Annotated in this window: 13 protein-coding genes; 4 read left to right on the top strand and 9 right to left on the bottom strand. The window is 58.7% G+C overall.

Annotated elements, in window-relative coordinates:
* Positions 1–4: 4 nt before the first annotated feature.
* The 4 genes from nrfD to gndA all read right to left on the bottom strand — a co-directional run bounded on the left by nrfD (position 5) and on the right by gndA (position 6577).
* A complete protein-coding gene (nrfD, locus tag IPM54_03990) occupies positions 5–1357 on the bottom strand; it encodes a polysulfide reductase NrfD (GenBank protein ID MBK9258975.1) in 1353 nt (450 codons plus the stop codon).
* Positions 1354–4386: a Fe-S-cluster-containing hydrogenase gene (locus tag IPM54_03985; protein ID MBK9258974.1), complete on the bottom strand. Its 3033-nt coding sequence runs from the start codon at positions 4384–4386 to the stop codon at positions 1354–1356. The genes nrfD and IPM54_03985 overlap by 4 nt, the downstream gene beginning before the upstream one ends.
* Before the next feature lie 9 nt (positions 4387–4395).
* Complete coding sequence (locus tag IPM54_03980; GenBank protein ID MBK9258973.1) at positions 4396–5043, bottom strand: cytochrome c3 family protein; 648 nt, start codon at positions 5041–5043, stop codon at positions 4396–4398.
* Between the two features lie 106 nt (positions 5044–5149).
* Positions 5150–6577, bottom strand: a complete 1428-nt coding sequence (gene gndA / locus IPM54_03975) for an NADP-dependent phosphogluconate dehydrogenase (GenBank protein ID MBK9258972.1) — start codon at positions 6575–6577, stop codon at positions 5150–5152.
* Between the two features lie 391 nt (positions 6578–6968).
* Between gndA and IPM54_03970 the strand changes: the two genes are divergently transcribed.
* Positions 6969–7304, top strand: a complete 336-nt coding sequence (locus IPM54_03970; protein ID MBK9258971.1) for a helix-turn-helix transcriptional regulator — start codon at positions 6969–6971, stop codon at positions 7302–7304.
* Between the two features lie 42 nt (positions 7305–7346).
* The gene (locus IPM54_03965; protein ID MBK9258970.1) at positions 7347–8222 is read left to right on the top strand and encodes a hypothetical protein; all 876 of its coding nucleotides are present in this window, start codon (positions 7347–7349) and stop codon (positions 8220–8222) included.
* Between the two features lie 7 nt (positions 8223–8229).
* Here IPM54_03965 and IPM54_03960 read toward each other — a convergent pair whose 3' ends face one another.
* The 4 genes from IPM54_03960 to IPM54_03945 all read right to left on the bottom strand — a co-directional run bounded on the left by IPM54_03960 (position 8230) and on the right by IPM54_03945 (position 14547).
* Positions 8230–9480 (bottom strand): MFS transporter, encoded by a 1251-nt coding sequence (locus tag IPM54_03960; GenBank protein ID MBK9258969.1) that lies wholly within the window; start codon positions 9478–9480, stop codon positions 8230–8232.
* Between the two features lie 165 nt (positions 9481–9645).
* Entirely contained in the window at positions 9646–11319 is a 1674-nt protein-coding gene (locus IPM54_03955; GenBank protein MBK9258968.1) for a L,D-transpeptidase, read from the bottom strand.
* Between the two features lie 240 nt (positions 11320–11559).
* Positions 11560–12861 carry a DUF1552 domain-containing protein gene (locus IPM54_03950; GenBank protein MBK9258967.1) on the bottom strand — a complete coding sequence of 434 codons (1302 nt, stop codon included), beginning with the start codon at positions 12859–12861 and terminating at the stop codon, positions 11560–11562.
* A gap of 39 nt (positions 12862–12900) precedes the next feature.
* Complete coding sequence (locus tag IPM54_03945; GenBank protein ID MBK9258966.1) at positions 12901–14547, bottom strand: DUF1592 domain-containing protein; 1647 nt, start codon at positions 14545–14547, stop codon at positions 12901–12903.
* 434 nt (positions 14548–14981) lie between these two features.
* Here IPM54_03945 and IPM54_03940 point away from each other — a divergent pair, with 434 nt between their 5' ends.
* Complete coding sequence (locus tag IPM54_03940) at positions 14982–15632, top strand: hypothetical protein (protein MBK9258965.1); 651 nt, start codon at positions 14982–14984, stop codon at positions 15630–15632.
* Positions 15622–16068: a hypothetical protein gene (locus tag IPM54_03935; protein MBK9258964.1), complete on the top strand. Its 447-nt coding sequence runs from the start codon at positions 15622–15624 to the stop codon at positions 16066–16068. The genes IPM54_03940 and IPM54_03935 overlap by 11 nt, the downstream gene beginning before the upstream one ends.
* A gap of 6 nt (positions 16069–16074) precedes the next feature.
* Here the strand turns inward: IPM54_03935 and IPM54_03930 are convergent, their stop codons facing one another.
* The gene (locus IPM54_03930) at positions 16075–16563 is read right to left on the bottom strand and encodes a hypothetical protein (GenBank protein ID MBK9258963.1); all 489 of its coding nucleotides are present in this window, start codon (positions 16561–16563) and stop codon (positions 16075–16077) included.
* Positions 16564–16589: the final 26 nt, after the last annotated feature.

Genomic DNA, 16589 nt, shown 5'->3' with positions numbered 1-16589 from the left:
CATTTCAATGTCCCTCCTCATGCGACATTTCGTGCTTCATCTCTTTGACTTCCGTGAGCGGAACGAAGGGGACGAAGCGTAGAAAGAGCGAGAAGAGAAGGAGGAAGAACCCTATCGTGCCAAGGAAAATGGACCAATCGGTCGGTGTCGGGGTGAAGACGTGCCACGCCGAGGGCAAATAGTCACGCTGGAGGCCAATGACGATGATGACGAACCGCTCGGCCCACATGCCGACGTTCACCAATATCGACGCAAACCAGAGCACCCCCAAGCTGCTGCGTGCCCATTTCGACCAAAACACTTGCGGCACGAGCACGTTGCAGATGATCATGGTGTAAAAGACCCAGGCACCAGGACCGTGCAATCGCGCCTCGAAAAACTGATAAATTTCATATTCATCGCCGCTGTACCAAGCGACGAAGAATTCGAGGATGTACGAGTAGGTCAATATCATGCTCGTCACGAGCAGCATCTTGGCAAGGTTGTCGAGGTGTCTCTTCGTGATGACGTTCTCGAGCTTGAAGAGGCTTCGCACGGGTATGATGAGCGTCAGAACCATTCCGAATCCGGAAAAAATGGCTCCGGCGACAAAGAATGGCGGAAAAATGGTCGAATGCCAGCCGGGCACGAGCGTCGTGGCGAAGTCCGAGCTGACGATCGAATGGACGGACAAAACGAGCGGCGTGGACAAACCCGCGAGCAATCCGTATACGATGCGGTAATGGCGATACGAGCTCGCGGCGCCGGAAAAACCGAGCGCGAAGATGCCGTAGGCGATTCGCTTGGCGCGCGTGGGAGCTCGGTCGCGCGCGGCCGCGAGATCGGGAATCAATCCGGTATACCAAAAGACGAGCGATACCGTAAAATATGTCGTAATCGCAGCAGCGTCCCAGGGCAGAGCGCTTTTGAACTGCGGCCAGACTTGCATGGTGGAGGGATACGGAATGATCCAATACGCAAGCCATGGACGACCCAAATGCAGGACGGGAAAAAGCGCCGCCTGCAAAACCGCGAACAACGTCATGGCCTCGGCAAATCGATTGATGCTCGTTCGCCACCGCTGCTCGAGTAACAAGAGAATGGCGGAAATGAACGTGCCTGCGTGGCCAATACCAATCCACCAGACGAAGTTGATGATGCCAAACCCCCAGCCGACCGGAATGTTGTTTCCCCACATTCCAATGCCGTATGTGACGGTAAGAGTAATTCCCGTCACCAAGGAGATCGCTCCGGCAATACCAATGAGATAAACGATCCATCCCAATTTGCGCCATGGCCGCCAGGCCGTTCCGAGGAGCTGATCAGAAAGCTCGGCGTCCGAGGGCCGACCGATGAGCACGCTTTCGGTCGTCATCATGCCATCTCCGGATTCGGGTTCTTGATCATCGCCAAGTATTGGACGCGCGGCTGGGTACCGAGCTCGTGCAATACGGAATAATTCCTGGGTTCGTCACGCCAAAGGGTCATGGGTGTTTCCTTGTGCATGAGGGATCCGAATTGAATGGCGCGCGTCGGACATGCACCGGCGCAAGCCGGAACCACTTCGCCAGGACGAATGCTCCGACGTTCGATGCTCGCTTCGATCTCGGCTCGACGAATGCGTTGTACGCAGAATGTGCATTTTTCCATGACGCCTCGTTCGCGTACGGTGACATCGGGATTTTTTTGGAGTTTTCTGACGTCGCCATTGAGCGACGCACGTTCCTCCATCCAGTCGAAAAAGTTGAACCTGCGCACCTTGTAGGGGCAGTTGTTCGAGCAAAACCGGGTGCCGATGCACCGATTGTAGACCATCTCATTGAGCCCGTCGGGGCTGTGAACGGTCGCATTGACGGGACAAACGTATTCGCAAGGCGCTTTCTCGCAATGTTGGCAAAGCATCGGTTGATGTACGACCGAAGGCACTTCGGGTGCGCCTGAAAAATATGTGTCGATGCGGAGCCAATGCATTTCGCGACTGAGCATGACCTGCTCGGGACCGACGACGGGAATGTTGTTTTCCGCCTGGCAAGCAACGACACACGAGCTGCACCCGGTGCATATGGATGTGTCGATCGTCATTGCCCACTTTTCGCCGTTGGTCTCGACGGCGGGGAGAATCGAAAGCACCCGTCCCCGATGATGCGCGGTGAACGCTGGATTCGACTGATATTCTGGAAGCGTCGCCGACAAGACGATGGGGCGGCCGTGCATGTTCCAGTGAGTCTGCGTCAATGCGAGGTCGACGTGGCCTTCTTTGCGTCGCGCCACGATTCCGCTGCGAATATATCCATCACCCGAACGTAATGGTGCGACGTTGGTCCCAACCCCCACTGCAATGGGGCTACCCACCTTTCGGCCATAACCGAGCGACAATGAAATGGCGCCGTCGGCGTGACCGGGAACGACGAGCGCAGGCAATACGATGCTCGGTCCCGTCGCGTCCGCACCCGGTGCGACGATGCTCGGTGCATGCGCCGCGGCCAATTCGACGAGGTCACCGTTTGTCACGCCAAGCTCGCGCGCCGTTTTCACGCTCATGCGCGCCGCATTGCCCCACGTGAGCGACGTCATCGGCTCGGGCAATTCCTGTAGCCAGGGATTGCTGGCGTAGCGACCATCGAATACTCGATGATCGGCACGGAACGAGACTTCATACGTTCCGGCAGTCGCGTGAGCGCTCGCTGCAAGGGCTTCGATCGTCGCTCGACCAGCACCGGCTTTTACTGTCGCCAGGGTCCGCGGTGCCGCCGTCCCCACGATGACACCTCGACGCAATGCAGCTTCCCAATGCGAATCGAAATTGGCTGCGCCAAACCTCGACCGCCACGTTTCTCGAAGAATATTGTACCCGTTCGGCGTTAGATTCCCCGTGAGCGCAGCCAACATCTCTGCTGAAGTATGTCCACCGAAAAGGGGTCGAATGAGTGGCTGTACAATCGATGCAGTGCCATCGAAGGACCGAGCGTCCCCCCATGATTCGAGGTAATGTGCTGCTGGGACGAACCATGTCGCAAGAGCGGCGGTTTCATCGACATGCATTCCGAGGTGAATCGTGTTCGGCACGCGTCGCATGGCGTCGGCAAAAGAAATGTCGCCGGACGCCGAATAGACCGGATTTCCATCCAAAATGACGAGCGTGTCGACACCTCCGCCCTTCATTTCGGCAACGAGCTCCGCGAAGGTTTGTTGCGACGCACCCATATCGACGTGCACGGGCGCCGTGGTGAACATCGCGCCGCCGCCATTGCCAAGTGCCGCGTTCATGAGCGCGCCGAGCGCATGCACGTGCGCGGGCTGCTCGTCCCCCACGACGACGACGCCGCTTGCACCGGCGCGCCGCAAATCGCGCGCAATGGGCCGAATGACGGCCCGATCCTCGCGACCTACAAACGGCCTGAGCGCAGCAATGGATTCGCCCGTCGCCATACCCCCTGGCGCGCCTTCCCCGAGCACGATCTCAGCCGCAAGTGCAGCAGCAAAAGTCCCGATTTCACTCGGAAGCCGACGAATTCGATGATCGGCGATGCTGCCCGTCGAGCTGATGTTGCTTTCGACGACATACAATCGATTCATGGTCGGATTTGGCCAGCTCGGCCTACGCCGCTGCGCGAAGTCGTTCGCGTAACGCACGTGCATGGGCATCGACGAGAGAAAGTCCCCATCGAGGGAAACGATCACGGATGCGCGCGAAAAGTCGTAATGCGTCTGAAGACGCTGACCATACGCCATCGCAGCTCCATCGATGCTCGCATTCACGTGGATTGGCGAGTAAAACGTAATGCGAGCTCTCGGGTACCGCTGGAGCAGCCTCGTGAGAAGCTCGCCGGTGAGCGGCGAAGCCGTCGGTTCGAGCAAAATTCTGAGGCCAGCACCGCCATCGGGTCGCGGGCTCGCAAGAAATGCTGCAATCTCGTCCCATGGCCGAAGCTGACCTCGATGCAAACCGCCGCGCGCGCGATGCGGATCGTACAAATCGAGAATCGACGCTTGCTCGAATGCGCCGGTCGCACCAAGGCTCGCAGGATGCAGCGGATTGCCCTCGATTTTGATGGGGCGCCCTTCACGACTTTCGACGAGCAGGCCCGTCGCGTACCCGTGCAACGTCATGCTCGTCGCGTAATACTGGGATACGCCCGGAGTCACTTCGGGCGGCCTCACGGTATACGGAAGAATCTTTTCAATGGGATCCTTGACGCAACCGGTCACGCCGGCGAGCGCCATGCTGGCACCGATCAATTCGAGAAAACGACGCCTGGACGGTTCGTCCGGACGACTGTCTCCGCCCACGGGAAATTCGGCGCGCCCATCAGCCGAATTCTCACCTGCGAGATCTCCGAGCGCGCGCCAATATTCGCGTCTGTCATTCAAAACCTGCTCGGCCTTTGTGGGTGCGCCTTTGCCCAACGTAACCTCCTACCGGTGACAAGCGGTGCAAGTCGTGAGACTGCGAATTTGGTATTGATTTACGAGCGAAGGGCCCAGAACAGCTTGATTTTCAGCCACCCAGGTCATGTCGGTGATCTTGTCGAGCGGGCGGACGAATTTTTCCGGGTTTCGGTGGCAATCGAGGCACCACCCCATGGACAGATCCGTCACCTGATAAACGCGACCCATGAGATCGACACGCCCGTGACAAGTGACACATCCAAAGCCCTTGTTCGTGTGAATGGCATGATTGAAGTACACGAAGTCTGGGACGTCGTGCACGCGATTCCACGGAATGGGCATTCCCGAAAAGTAACTCCGCCGAACAGGCTCGAGCATGGGACTCTGATTCCAGATCTGGTTATGACAACCCATGCAAAGATCCGTCGATGGAATACCCCCGGTTGGAGATGTCGTGGCCAACTTGTGGCAATAGAGGCAATCGATTCCATCGTCCTGCACGTGATGCCGGTGATCGAACTCGACCGGTTGATCGATGGGATCGAGCTGTCCACGCCATTGTGGCGTGCGCACCCATATCATCGGCGCAGTGACTGCGCCGACAATGCCGAGCACGGCAAGACCGAGCACGACTCGAAATGCAGTATTGGACCAGGGACGAAACAGTGCCGCCATCGTAGGCTCACCTAGACAATCGCGCGAATTGTTGATCGACGCGCGTCCGGAAGCTTTGATGCGACAGGGCGAAGGGGGTTGCCGAGGGAAAAACGGACGAGGAACGTCAGCCGACGAGAGACGGCCAGTCGGTGTGTACCGGACCAACGTCGGGTTTGTCCACCCGCTCGTAGGTATGCGCCCCGAAGAAGTCGCGTTGCGCCTGCGTGAGGTTCTGGGGCAAACGAGCCGAACGGTAGCTGTCGTAATACCCAAGGCTTCCCGCGAATGCGAGGCACGGAATGCCAAGGTTCTGCGCGAATGCGACGGCTCGACGGAATCCCGCTTGAGCGTTCGTCATGGCGTCACGAAAGCACTCGTCGAGGAGCAAGCTCGGCAAGTCTGCACGTTTGGCGTAAGCCTCGCGAATGCCGTCGAGGAATTGCGCACGAATGATGCAGCCACCTTTCCAAATGCGCGCGATTTCGCCGAGACGCAGATCCCAATGGAAGGCGTCCGAGGCCGCTCGAAGAAGCGCCATGCCTTGCGTGTACGAACATATCTTCGCCGCATAAAGCGCGTCATGCACCGCGGCGACGATTTCTTTCTCGTCTTGCTGCGCTGGCGGCGCGATCGGACCAACGAGAACGCGCGACGCTTCCACACGTTCGTTTTTGCGCCCGGAAATGAGACGCGCCATGATGGCCGCATCGATGGTCGGAATGGCAACGCCGAGATCGAGCGCCACTTTCGATGTCCACAGGCCCGTGCCTTTTTGCCCCGCCTTGTCGACGATGAGATCGACGAGCGGCTGGCCCGTTTCCGAATCCTTGGCGCGGAAAATCTTGGCCGTGATCTCAATGAGAAACGATTGCAATACGCCCTCGTTCCACTCCGCAAAAATGTCCGCCAAACGATCCGCCGAATACCCGAGCCCCCGATGCAAAATGTCGTATGCCTCGGCGATGAGCTGCATGTCGCCATATTCGATTCCGTTGTGGACCATTTTGACGAAATGACCCGATCCGCCGGGACCGATGTACGTCACACAAGGCCCATCATCGACCTTGGCCGCAATGGCCTCCCATATCGGACGAATCTCCTCGTACGCGTCACGCTCGCCTCCAGGCATGAGCGACGGGCCCAAGAGCGCCCCTTCCTCGCCCCCGGACACGCCCGACCCAATGAACCGAATCCCCACCGCCTCGAGCTCTTTCTGACGCCGCTCGGTGTCCTCGTACCACGAATTGCCCCCATCGATGAGGATGTCGCCCGGTTCGAGATGCGGGCGCAACTGTTCGATGGTCCAATCGACGGGCTGTCCAGCCTTGACGAGCAGCACGATTTTTCGCGGCCTTTCGAGCAGCCCTGCGAGCTCGGCAGCCGTCTTCGCCCCAAAGAATTGAAGACCTTTGGCTCGAGTTTCGAGAAGGCGGTCTATTTTGGCGGGATCCCGGTTGTGCACCGCGATCGGAAAACCATGCCGTTCGATGTTGAGTGCGAGATTTTCGCCCATGACAGCGAGCCCCACGAGCCCGATTTTCGCTTGCGTCACGACCTCGACCTCCTCTGGACTCCGAGCACGATGGGACATCGTTCCCCCAACTCGGACCCGCAAAGCGCCGACTAGCACAAAGAAGAGCGCGCGAGAACCATCCATCGACGAGTGAAGCGAAAATGATGCAAGCCGCCTCGGTTCGTCGCAATTCCATGATCGGACAACCAATGTCCTATCTAATGAAGTTTTCAGGTGACGAGTTCGTCCCAAGGATGCATATTGAGTTCGTCGGTGATGACGACGGTCACGACGGGGAGCGGAGGAAAAACCGCCACGTATTCCCTGGCTCGTTGCCGATCGAAGCGACCGATGTTTCTTTGATGAAACCGAAAACCCGGCGTAAGGAGGCCGGTCGGGTAGCTTTTTGCCGCCCGAGAACCATAACGACATGCCGCGACGAAACATGCCCGATCCGTACGCACAGCAAGTAGGCGCCCGCATTCGCGAACTTCGCCTCGAGCGCAACATGTCTTTGGCTGGTCTGGCCGATGCGAGCGAATTGTCGAAAGGGCATTTGTCGAGTGTCGAGCACGGGCTCGCTGCCATCACGATCGGCACGATTCAGCGTCTCGCGCGCGGATTCGACCTGCCGCCCCTTTACATTTTGGCCTTTGCCGCCGAAGACGAATACTCCAAAATTGTCGAGCTTCTGCGAGCCCTGCCGGTTGCCGAAGTGAAAAAGGTGCGCCGACAACTGCAAGCCCAAGCGGGCAAGAAACGGTAAAAGCGCTTTCTTGGCTTGCTTATTTCGTTTATCGTGGACGCCATGCCCACGAACCATCCGCTTTTCCGCCTCGCGTTTTGCGCTGTATGCCTCGTAGGCTGCGGCGAAACACCCCCGGCCGAAACACCATCCAAAATCACGCCGCCCTCCGAATGCAACGGCCACGCCGAGCTTTGCGATCGCCCGTTCAACGAAGTCGCCTTTCCCGCGACCCACAATGCCATGTCGAACTTCGAGCTTGGCTGGGCCGCCGCAAATCAAAACTTCAGCATGAACCGGCAGCTCGATGACGGCATCCGCGCTATGCTCATCGATACGCACGAATGGAACGAGGATCTCTACCTGTGCCATTCCGTGTGCGGGCTCGGCAATACGCTCCTCGTCGACGCGTTGAAAGACATCCGCTCGTTTCTCGATGCCCACCCACACGAAGTGTTGACATTCATCATTCAAGACGGCATCACGCCCGCGCAAACGGAGCAAGCCTTCAAAACTGCGGGGCTCGCAGACATGATGTACCCACACGAAGCGGGCTCGCCGTGGCCAACGCTGCGCGAAATGATCATGAACGGCAAACGTATCGTCGCAGGCGCAGAATCGGAAGGTCCCCCACCCGCTTGGTATCACCATTTCTGGAACATCGCGTGGGATACACCGTACTCGTTCGCCAAGCCCGAAGATTTCACGTGCGCACCCAATCGAGGGACGAAAGGCAACGATTTGTTCTTGGTGAATCACTGGCTGTCCGACCCGCTGTCGACACCCGAACGCGCGCAAGTCGCCAATGAATACAATATGCTTTCGTCGCGTGCGAAGCAGTGCCAAACGGAAGGCGGGCAGATCCCGAACTTCGTCGCCGTGGATTTTTACGATATCGGTGCGCTCTTCCAAGTGGTGGACGAGCTGAACGGATTGTAATCGATCTTCAACTTTCCGTCGGCTTTTGCTCCGAGGCTGAAGCCGGACGCACACGCAACGTGGCCGCCACGAAAACCATCAAGCTCGCAGCGATTGCGCTTCCAATGAATGGTGCAATAGGCGCGACGTGCCTATACATGAGGCCCCACGCTGGCGGCCACACCGTACGCGCCCAACTGCCGGACGACTGCGCATATCCGAGCGCAACGCCTTGAAACTGAGGCGGCGCCACCTTGGACGCGAGCGCGGAGATGACCGGGTTGTTGATCGCCACGCCCATGCCAATGAAAATGTTGCCCACCACGAGCATCCACGGACGCGTCGAACCTGCGGACAGTAGCATCCCGGATGCAATGAAAATCCCCGCCGCCGTCACCAAGGAGACGTCGGAAAAGCGAGCCACCAGGCGCTTCATCAAGAAGCCTTGAATGACCACCGAAATCACGCCGAACACGCCAAACATGCGCGCGACGTCTTCCTCGTTCCACCCAAATCGCTCGTGCGACAAAAACGGGAAGGCCGCATTGAGGCACGTCATCGCGGTAAACGTCAAAAAGAAGAGCCCAAAGACCGCGGCCATGCGACGATCCGCAAGCAGATCCCAAAGCCGCACGGACTTCGCTGGTGATGCGCCGTCGGATGGTGGTTGCTCTTCACGAAATTGACGCGTCTCGGGCATCAGAATGGCCGCGAGCACCACATCGAGCAGCGCCATGAGCGCCGCTACGACCGGCGGCGCCCAAGGCGCCAGCTTACCCGTTTCACCTCCAAGGAACGGACCGACGATCAGGCCAAGCCCAATTCCTGCGCCAAGCCTGCCCATCGCGGCCGCGCGTTCACTCTTATCGGTCACATCGGCAATTGCAGCTTGACACGCGCCAAGATTTCCCGCCGTCACACCTGCAAGAATGCGAGACACGAAAAGCAGCGCCAGCACCTTGTAGTGCACCGCAAGCGCAAAAAGAATCATGCTCGCCGCGTTGCCGAGCAAGCTGACGAGGATGACGATACGACGACCGTACCGATCGGACAAACGCCCGAGCCACGGCGTCGCCAAGGACTGCGCGAGCGAATAGCTGCCAATGAGGAGGCCCGTGACGTCCGATCCCGGTCCCGAGACGGACATCGATTTGACGTAAAATGGCAACAGCGGGATCGTGATGCCAAACCCGACGAGATCGAGAAAGGCCGTCAAGACAACAACGAGAAGAACACGATCACGCACCTGCTCACGGGCAGATGCAGTGGGCTTGGTCATGGGTGCTCCCGGATGGGGCCGAAGTCAACGTCGCGCCACCGTGCCAGAAGATTGGGCAAATGTCACCATATGACGTCTCGAAACGACGCAGCAAGGCCGAACGTGCAGCCGAAGTGCTCGAAAGAGCGCCACTTGACGACATCGCATGACTCGCGGATCGCCGCCTCATTCATGAATGATGACCGTCGTGCCCTCGCCGAATTCCTCGCCCGTGTTGATTGCATGCCACTCATCGGGCACGGGCGGATCGGTCCAAAGAAATACGCGATGCGCGTCGACCGGAGAAAGATTGACGCAACCATGGCTCCGCGGCGTGCCGAAAACATCGTGCCAATAGGCAGCGTGGAGCGCATAGCCACTCTCGAAATATTGGATGTACGGAACGTCCCTGAGCTGGAACGTACCCTCGCCGCGACGCTTGGTCACGCCATATTCGCCATCGCCCTTGCGCGGAACTTTTGCATCGGCGGCAGGTTTGTCCTTACCAGACGATTTGGCCGCATTCGCGACAGGTTTCGCGGGGGTTTTACCAGGGGTCGGTTTCCCCTTCTTCGTCGATGCTTTGCCTCCACCATCGGAAGGAGACTTGGCCGACGCGACCTGCGCCTTGCCACCCCCAACGCTGGATCCTTCATTCGAATCCATCGTCGCCGTGATGTGTTTGTTGCGAATCTTGAACACACCTCGCACCGTGGCCGTCGTCTTTTTCGGATCGTCGAGCCCCGCTTGACCCGTCGAAACGAGCGTCACGTAAATCGGACGCTTGCCCTCCCACATGACGAACGTCTGATTCGCAATCGAAATCTCAATCCACTTTTTGCCCTTCTCCGCATCGGCCGGCCACGACGCAGGAGGCAGCGCCAAACCCACGTCGAGCTGGCTGAGCCACCGTTTGTCCTTCGTGCGATAATATTTGACGCCCTCCACGTTGCGCATGGTCCCCACGAGCGGATGCGCACTGCGAAATTCGAGGTCATCGGTCGCAACGGCCTTGCCCTTCGATATTCGATATGCCTTCGCACCCTGCGTACGAACGAACGCAATGGGCAACGTGTATTCGTCCGTGAGCTCGATGCCGTGCCACGGTGAACCCGTGTCAGGCTTGATTTTGGTATGCGGCGCCATTCGCAAATCGGTCGTTATCGCAAAACGCCGCTCGAGCGATTCCGGTCCCGTCGGAAACGACCCCACGAGCGCCAGCCCCGTGTGACGACGCGCGCGATCTGCAAAAACCGCATATTCGGGCACCTTGAAGTCACTGATGTTCGGAATCTGCCGCTTGCCCTCCGCCAACCAAAACGGAATGGGATCCGCATCGGTATCACCACCAAGATGCTGCCCAAGGCTCAATTCTTCGGAGTTTTTCCCGAGCCCGAGCTCACCCAATTGTTTGCCCGGAAGCGGCACACCTCGATCGTCAATGGCTACGTCCCATGCACCGAGACGAACCTTGTCCGCCGTCGCGCCATTCTCTTTGTACCAATCGAGGTGCTCTTGTAGCTTGAATTCCGATTTCTTCTGCTCCTCCGCCGAGGGCACTCGAAGATAAAGCGGAAGTACCGCGCGAACGAACGCATAACGATAAGGCAGCGCCGTCTTCAAATTGGGACGACGCGAAGCCGCTCGAACGGTGGGATCCTCGAGATCCAGCGTGGCATCAGACCCAACACAAATGTATCCTTTTGGAAAAATCCCATACCAACCGCCGGGACATCCTTTGGTGCCCGCTGGTTCTTCACTTCGCGCCACTTTCGCGCCCACGCGCAGGTAACCTAGCTTCTTCGACGTATCGCGAGGTTCGGCATACACCGTGGCCACGAACGACGTGATGCCAAGCATGGGCTTGTCCTCCGGCTGATGCTCTGGCACCGAGCTTTGGCCTTGCGTCGCAGCAGGGGCCGCATCACTCGCAGCATCCGACGCTACGCCGCCGTCACCCGCGCCAGAACCTCCCGATCGGTTGCACGCAGCGACGAACGCGGCGGTCGCGAGAAAAAGGAACGGCGAAAGACTCGGACGGGCGCGCATGGGGCATGGATGCCAAAGGAATCGCCGTCGTGCAAAGAAAAGCGACGCTGGTCAGGCGAGAATTCCCTTGAGCGGCCCATTGCAGTAGTCGGGATTGCCAAACGTGGCAACAGGTACGCCCATGGAGTGCGAAAGCGCGATGAGCAGATCGTTGTGGTAATCACCTTGGTACTTCAAATACCGCCCCGCTGCGAGCGCTCCGCCTGCGCGTCCTGCCAATACGAGCGGCATGTCACGCCGCACGTGGCTTTGGCCAACCGCAATGTCCGTGCACCAGAAGATGGCCGTGTTATCGAGCACCGTGCCATCACCTTCCGGCACGCTATCGAGCAATTGGCAAAGATACGCGAGCTGCGTTGCATGCCAATTGCCAATGTCGATGAGCATCTGCCGACGCACGGGATCCTCGGTACTGGAATGCGACAACGAATGATGCCCCTCGGTTTGTCCCAGCCACGAAAACACCTTGCCTCCCTGACGCACCGTGGCGAATTGAATGCTGGCGACGCGCGTGAGATCGCAAATCAGGGACATGGCGAGCAAATCGAGCTGGCATTTGGCGATGAGCGGGTAATTGTCGTTTTGCAGCGGTTCGACGGGAACGCCAAGGTTCGGCGGATTGCATGCTCCACCGATGATTCCTGGCGCATCGAGACGTTTTTCAATTTCTCGCACGGCATCGAGATGCGCGTCGACCTTTTGCCTGTCGCTTGCGCCGAGGCGCTGGGAAAGTCGGGCATAATCATCGCTCACGTAATCGAGCACCGTCTTGCGTTCGGCGCGAATTCGCGCGATTTGTGCGGGATCGGCTCCAAGCTCGGCGAAAATGCGCTGATATGCTTGGTAAGGGTCGTCTTCCGGCGGCACGGGTTGCCCCGGACCGCGATACGAAATGCGTGCCGATACATCGGCATATTGAACCTGAACGCCAAACTCGAGCGACGGGAACTTGGTAGTTTGTCCAATTTGATTGGCGAGGAATTGATCGAGCGAAATGCCTCCGCCCCAACCCACGGCTTTCCCCGGACTACACGCGTACGGAAAAAGCTCGCCCTCCTGAAGCTCGGCGCCCGTGAGCGCGTGCCCCATGCCGAGCTGATGAGGATCCCCGGGGCCGTGATGAGCCGATTCGTAATCGATTCCCTCGAGCACCATGAGCTTTTTCTTGTAGGGCTCGAGCGGTGCGAGAATGGGGCCGAGGGTAAAATCGGTTTCCGTGCCTTGAGGAACCCACGCGTCCTTGACCGTGCCAAGGCCCGAGAAAAACGCGACGAAACGTTTGGGAAAGCTTCCGGCGCGCGCCGAATCGCTCATTGCACCGAGAAAGGGCAATCCGATGGCCACCCCGCCCATGCCCCCGAAGGACTGCGCGACGACTTAGTTTCTCGAGTTTCATGGCGTTTGCACCGTAACCGCCCGGCGATACCGGAACGCATCCGTTTGAGTAAGCGCAACGAGAAGCTCTTTCACGTCGAAACCTTTGGCTGCAAACGTTTTCTGCAGCATATCCATGGAACAATAGTCGTCCGCGCCTTCGACTCGGCCATACGCATAACGGAACCATTGCGTCGCCACGCATTGCCGCGCTTCTTCACTCTCGGCGAGCTTCTTTCCAAGCTCGACCACACCCTCGAAAGGACCGTCGATGTTGCGTGTGTCGACGAGCTCCCCGCTGTCGTCGATGGGCAAATTGTTTTCGGTATCCCGCCAGAGCCCAATCCCATCGTAATGCTCGAAGCCGAATCCAATGAGATCCATTTTGACGTGACACCCCGAACACGCTGAGTTTTTGAAATGTTCGGTGTAACGTTCCCGCGTCGTCAAGTTGGGGTCGACCGGCGGCGGCGTAACGACGACGTTGTTCGGAGGAGGCGGCAAAATCTGACACAAAAGCCGCTCGCGTACGAATTTTCCGCGATGCACGGGCGAGCTTTCAGCAGGTTTGCTCGTCGCCGCCAATACGCCCGCATGCGTCAATATGCCTGCACTGCGCTCTGGATCGAGCTCCACGCGCTCGAATGCATCCGTCGATGGACCACCCGATATGCCGTAAAACGCCGCAAGCTCGGCATTCATGACGGAATGCGTTGCCGTAAACATCGTCCCCACGTCGCCCGCGCCTTCGAAAATCACATCCTCGAGGAACGCGAGCGTTTCGGCACGCCATAGTGGACGAAGGCCTTCGTCATACTTGGGATACGTCGTGGAATTTTTGGTGATGTTGTCAAGGTGCGACAAACCGAGCCATTGGGCATTGAAGTTTGCGACGGCTTGTCGCGCGCGCGGGTCGTCGAGCATGCGCCGCGCCTGCATTTCGATTTCTTCCGACGTCCCGAGACGCCCCTCGTCCGCCGCCGCAAAAAGCTCGGCATCGGGCATCGATGACCATAACATGTAGGACAGGCGCGACGCGACCTCGTGCGGCGACAAGAGCACGATGTCCTTTTCGACGATGTCCGGCATACCGAACTCGACACGGTACAAGAAGTGCGGAGACTGAAGCATTGCCTGAAGCACGAGCTCGATGCCTCGCGTAAAACCCGCTTCGGTAAAACCCCACTCGTACACGGCCAAAAGGCGCGAAACTTCGTCGCTCGAAAGCGGCCTTCGATAGGCACGGCGGCCGAATTGTTCAATGAACGCTGCGGCGCACGCTTTTTCTTCACCCGCGACGGGTTGACAAGGCAAGAGCGTATCGAGCTTTTCCACGGCGCGCGCCGCAATTTTTTCGCTTGCCACCATGTACTGCTCAGCAAGAATCTGCGTGACGCCAAGCGCAACGGCCTGGTTGTCGAAGCCCATGGCTTCTTCCTCGGGCACGAAATTCGCCGCAGGCTCCGTATCGTCCCCGAGCAAATCGCGAACCGTGTTGTTGTACTCGAACCGGGTCATTCGCCGAATGGGCGATTTGCCAGGAACGATTCCAACGCACATTGGCGCCGCGGCTTCGGACAACGTACCGGGCGGGTCACCAATGTGGCCCGAACACGACACGAGGGCACCGAGAATCAGCGAGCCACTAGCAACCTGTAGAATCATCTGCTGCGCGCCCCGAATCGTCGGTCGACATCGCTCATAATCCTGCGGGATTACTCGCTCCGTCGCCCTAGCTTCGGCGCGCTCGCTACGATGCTTCCACAGGTTGCTCAGAAACCGAGTAGATCGGGCAACGTGGGTCATGTCGTTCACAAGAAAGGCGGAAAAGCCCGCGCAGACGCTGCAAGAATAGAGCAAAAGGCATGGGGCGTCCAGGTGAATTTTTGTTATGTGCACCAAAGGCTCGACGCGCGGCCGAAGCTCGCTACTGTACCGCCGTGCGCCGCTCGCTCTTCGTTGCCCTAAGCCTCCCGTTGACATCGCTCACCAGCGTCGCGCACGCACAAAGCACCGCTGAATCACCGCCGAACGTGGGCTACTCGCTACGTGCAGGGATCGAACTCGCCGCGCGCTCATTCGCCTACTCGGACCCGCTCGTGATTGCGACAAACCTTCGGCCGTACGACGTCGCTGGCGTGCCGCTCGTGACTTTCGGAGGCGACATCCGACCCTTCGCCTGGTCCCGCGTGCCCGTCCTCGAACACGCCGCGCTCGGCTTCGATTACGCATTCGCTCCTTCGCTCACGTCCTCCACCGACGATGGCAACGACATTCGAACGAGTTGGGATCACGGCGACCTCGCGCTCCGTGTCCCGGTTCGTCTCGGCAAACATGCCCGCGCTCCGCAAATTGCAATGACAATCGGCTACGGATGGCTCGGTTTTTCCTTCGCCGAAACCGGACCCCTCGCAGCAGAAATCCCAACAGTTACGTACCGTTTCGTAAGAGTCGGCGCGAGCGGTGAAGTCGCGCTCGGTAAGCGGTTGTCGCTCATGGCCGCATTCGATTACTTGGCGCCGCTGTCGGACGGCAGCGTCTATGAACGATTTCGCGATCCAACGATCAACGGCATCGACGCGCGACTCGGGCTTGGACTGGGCATCGCCAAAGATACGCGATTGCATTTGATTTTCGATTATACGCGTTTCTTTTCCTCGTTCGTGCCGATTCCAGGCGATGCCTACGTGGCCGGTGGTGCACTGGATCAATTCGGCAGTGTCAAACTCGGGATCGAATATGGGCGATAATCATTCACTCCTCACACGCAAGCTGCTTCCCGCATGCGCCATCGTCTGCGCAGGATTATTGTTTTTGGGTTGTCCGGGAGAACTCGAAAACCCCGAACGATTTCTCGATGGTGGCGCTTCGGGAACGTGCCCCGACATCCATGAACTGTTCGTGCAGCGTTGTGCCGGATCGATTTGCCACGAAGGGGCGAATGCAGCCGCGGGCCTCGACTTGATTGCGCCCGGCGTAGAAAGCCGAATCGTGGACAAACCGGCGCGAGATTGTCCGGGCCTATTGGCAGACCCGGTTCTCCCCGAAGCGAGCTTGATCTACCAAAAGCTCTTGCCGCTACCGGATTGCGGATCACCCATGCCCATCGGCAAACCAGCCTTCAATGGCCTGGAGCTCGAATGCGTGCGCGAATGGATTGCCGGGCTTTCGCCCACCAATCCTTGATCCCGTTCATTCGCAAACGATCGTGGCGTCGTCGATGGCCCAGCCGCGGTAGCTCTCTTTCGTGCGATCGGGACCACCGAGATCAATTGCACGCAAATTGCCCTTGACCCGCATGGCTCCCGAACATTTCACATCCTGCCGCGAAAGCACGATGATCTGATTGCCCTCGGATGTTTCCAGGTAGCTCTGATGAATCGTCGGCTGATCGCCACCGGGAGGGCTCAAAGGCGCCAGCACGGGGTGCTGATTGACGAACTTGGGCGCTTGACCGCGAATGTCCACGAGTTTGCCCACGCACGCGTTCCACGTGTCCGACTTGCCAAGCGGACAAGCATTCGGATCGGCCGCTAGAGCCGCTTGGTCGGGCGGCGTCGTTGCTTCAGGCGCCGTCGCTGCGGGCGAAGGAGGCGGCGTCGCGTCGGTGGGTGCGGAAGACGTCGCGCACGCGGGAAAAAGGAGGAGAGCGGAGAGCAAAACGGGAACGAACGAGTGCATGCGCGCACGTTACTACGAGCTCGTAC

It is taken from the genome of Polyangiaceae bacterium, assembly GCA_016715885.1.
Classification (GTDB): domain Bacteria; phylum Myxococcota_A; class Polyangia; order Polyangiales; family Polyangiaceae; genus Polyangium.
Note: the sequence above shows the minus strand (reverse complement) of the source record. Positions and strands in the feature narration are given on the sequence as shown.

Bases quoted from the DNA above. Each gene is read 5' to 3' on its own strand.
- IPM54_03960 (MBK9258969.1), bottom strand. From the start codon at position 9,480: ATGACCAAGCCCACTGCATCTGCCCGTGAGCAGGTGCGTGATCGTGTT.
- IPM54_03970 (MBK9258971.1), top strand. From the start codon at position 6,969: ATGCCGCGACGAAACATGCCCGATCCGTACGCACAGCAAGTAGGCGCC.
- IPM54_03930 (MBK9258963.1), bottom strand. From the start codon at position 16,563: ATGCACTCGTTCGTTCCCGTTTTGCTCTCCGCTCTCCTCCTTTTTCCC.
- IPM54_03955 (MBK9258968.1), bottom strand. From the start codon at position 11,319: ATGCTTGGCATCACGTCGTTCGTGGCCACGGTGTATGCCGAACCTCGC.
- IPM54_03935 (MBK9258964.1), top strand. From the start codon at position 15,622: ATGGGCGATAATCATTCACTCCTCACACGCAAGCTGCTTCCCGCATGC.
- IPM54_03950 (MBK9258967.1), bottom strand. From the start codon at position 12,861: ATGGGCGGGGTGGCCATCGGATTGCCCTTTCTCGGTGCAATGAGCGAT.
- IPM54_03945 (MBK9258966.1), bottom strand. From the start codon at position 14,547: ATGATTCTACAGGTTGCTAGTGGCTCGCTGATTCTCGGTGCCCTCGTG.
- IPM54_03980 (MBK9258973.1), bottom strand. From the start codon at position 5,043: ATGGCGGCACTGTTTCGTCCCTGGTCCAATACTGCATTTCGAGTCGTG.
- IPM54_03965 (MBK9258970.1), top strand. From the start codon at position 7,347: ATGCCCACGAACCATCCGCTTTTCCGCCTCGCGTTTTGCGCTGTATGC.
- nrfD (MBK9258975.1), bottom strand. From the start codon at position 1,357: ATGATGACGACCGAAAGCGTGCTCATCGGTCGGCCCTCGGACGCCGAG.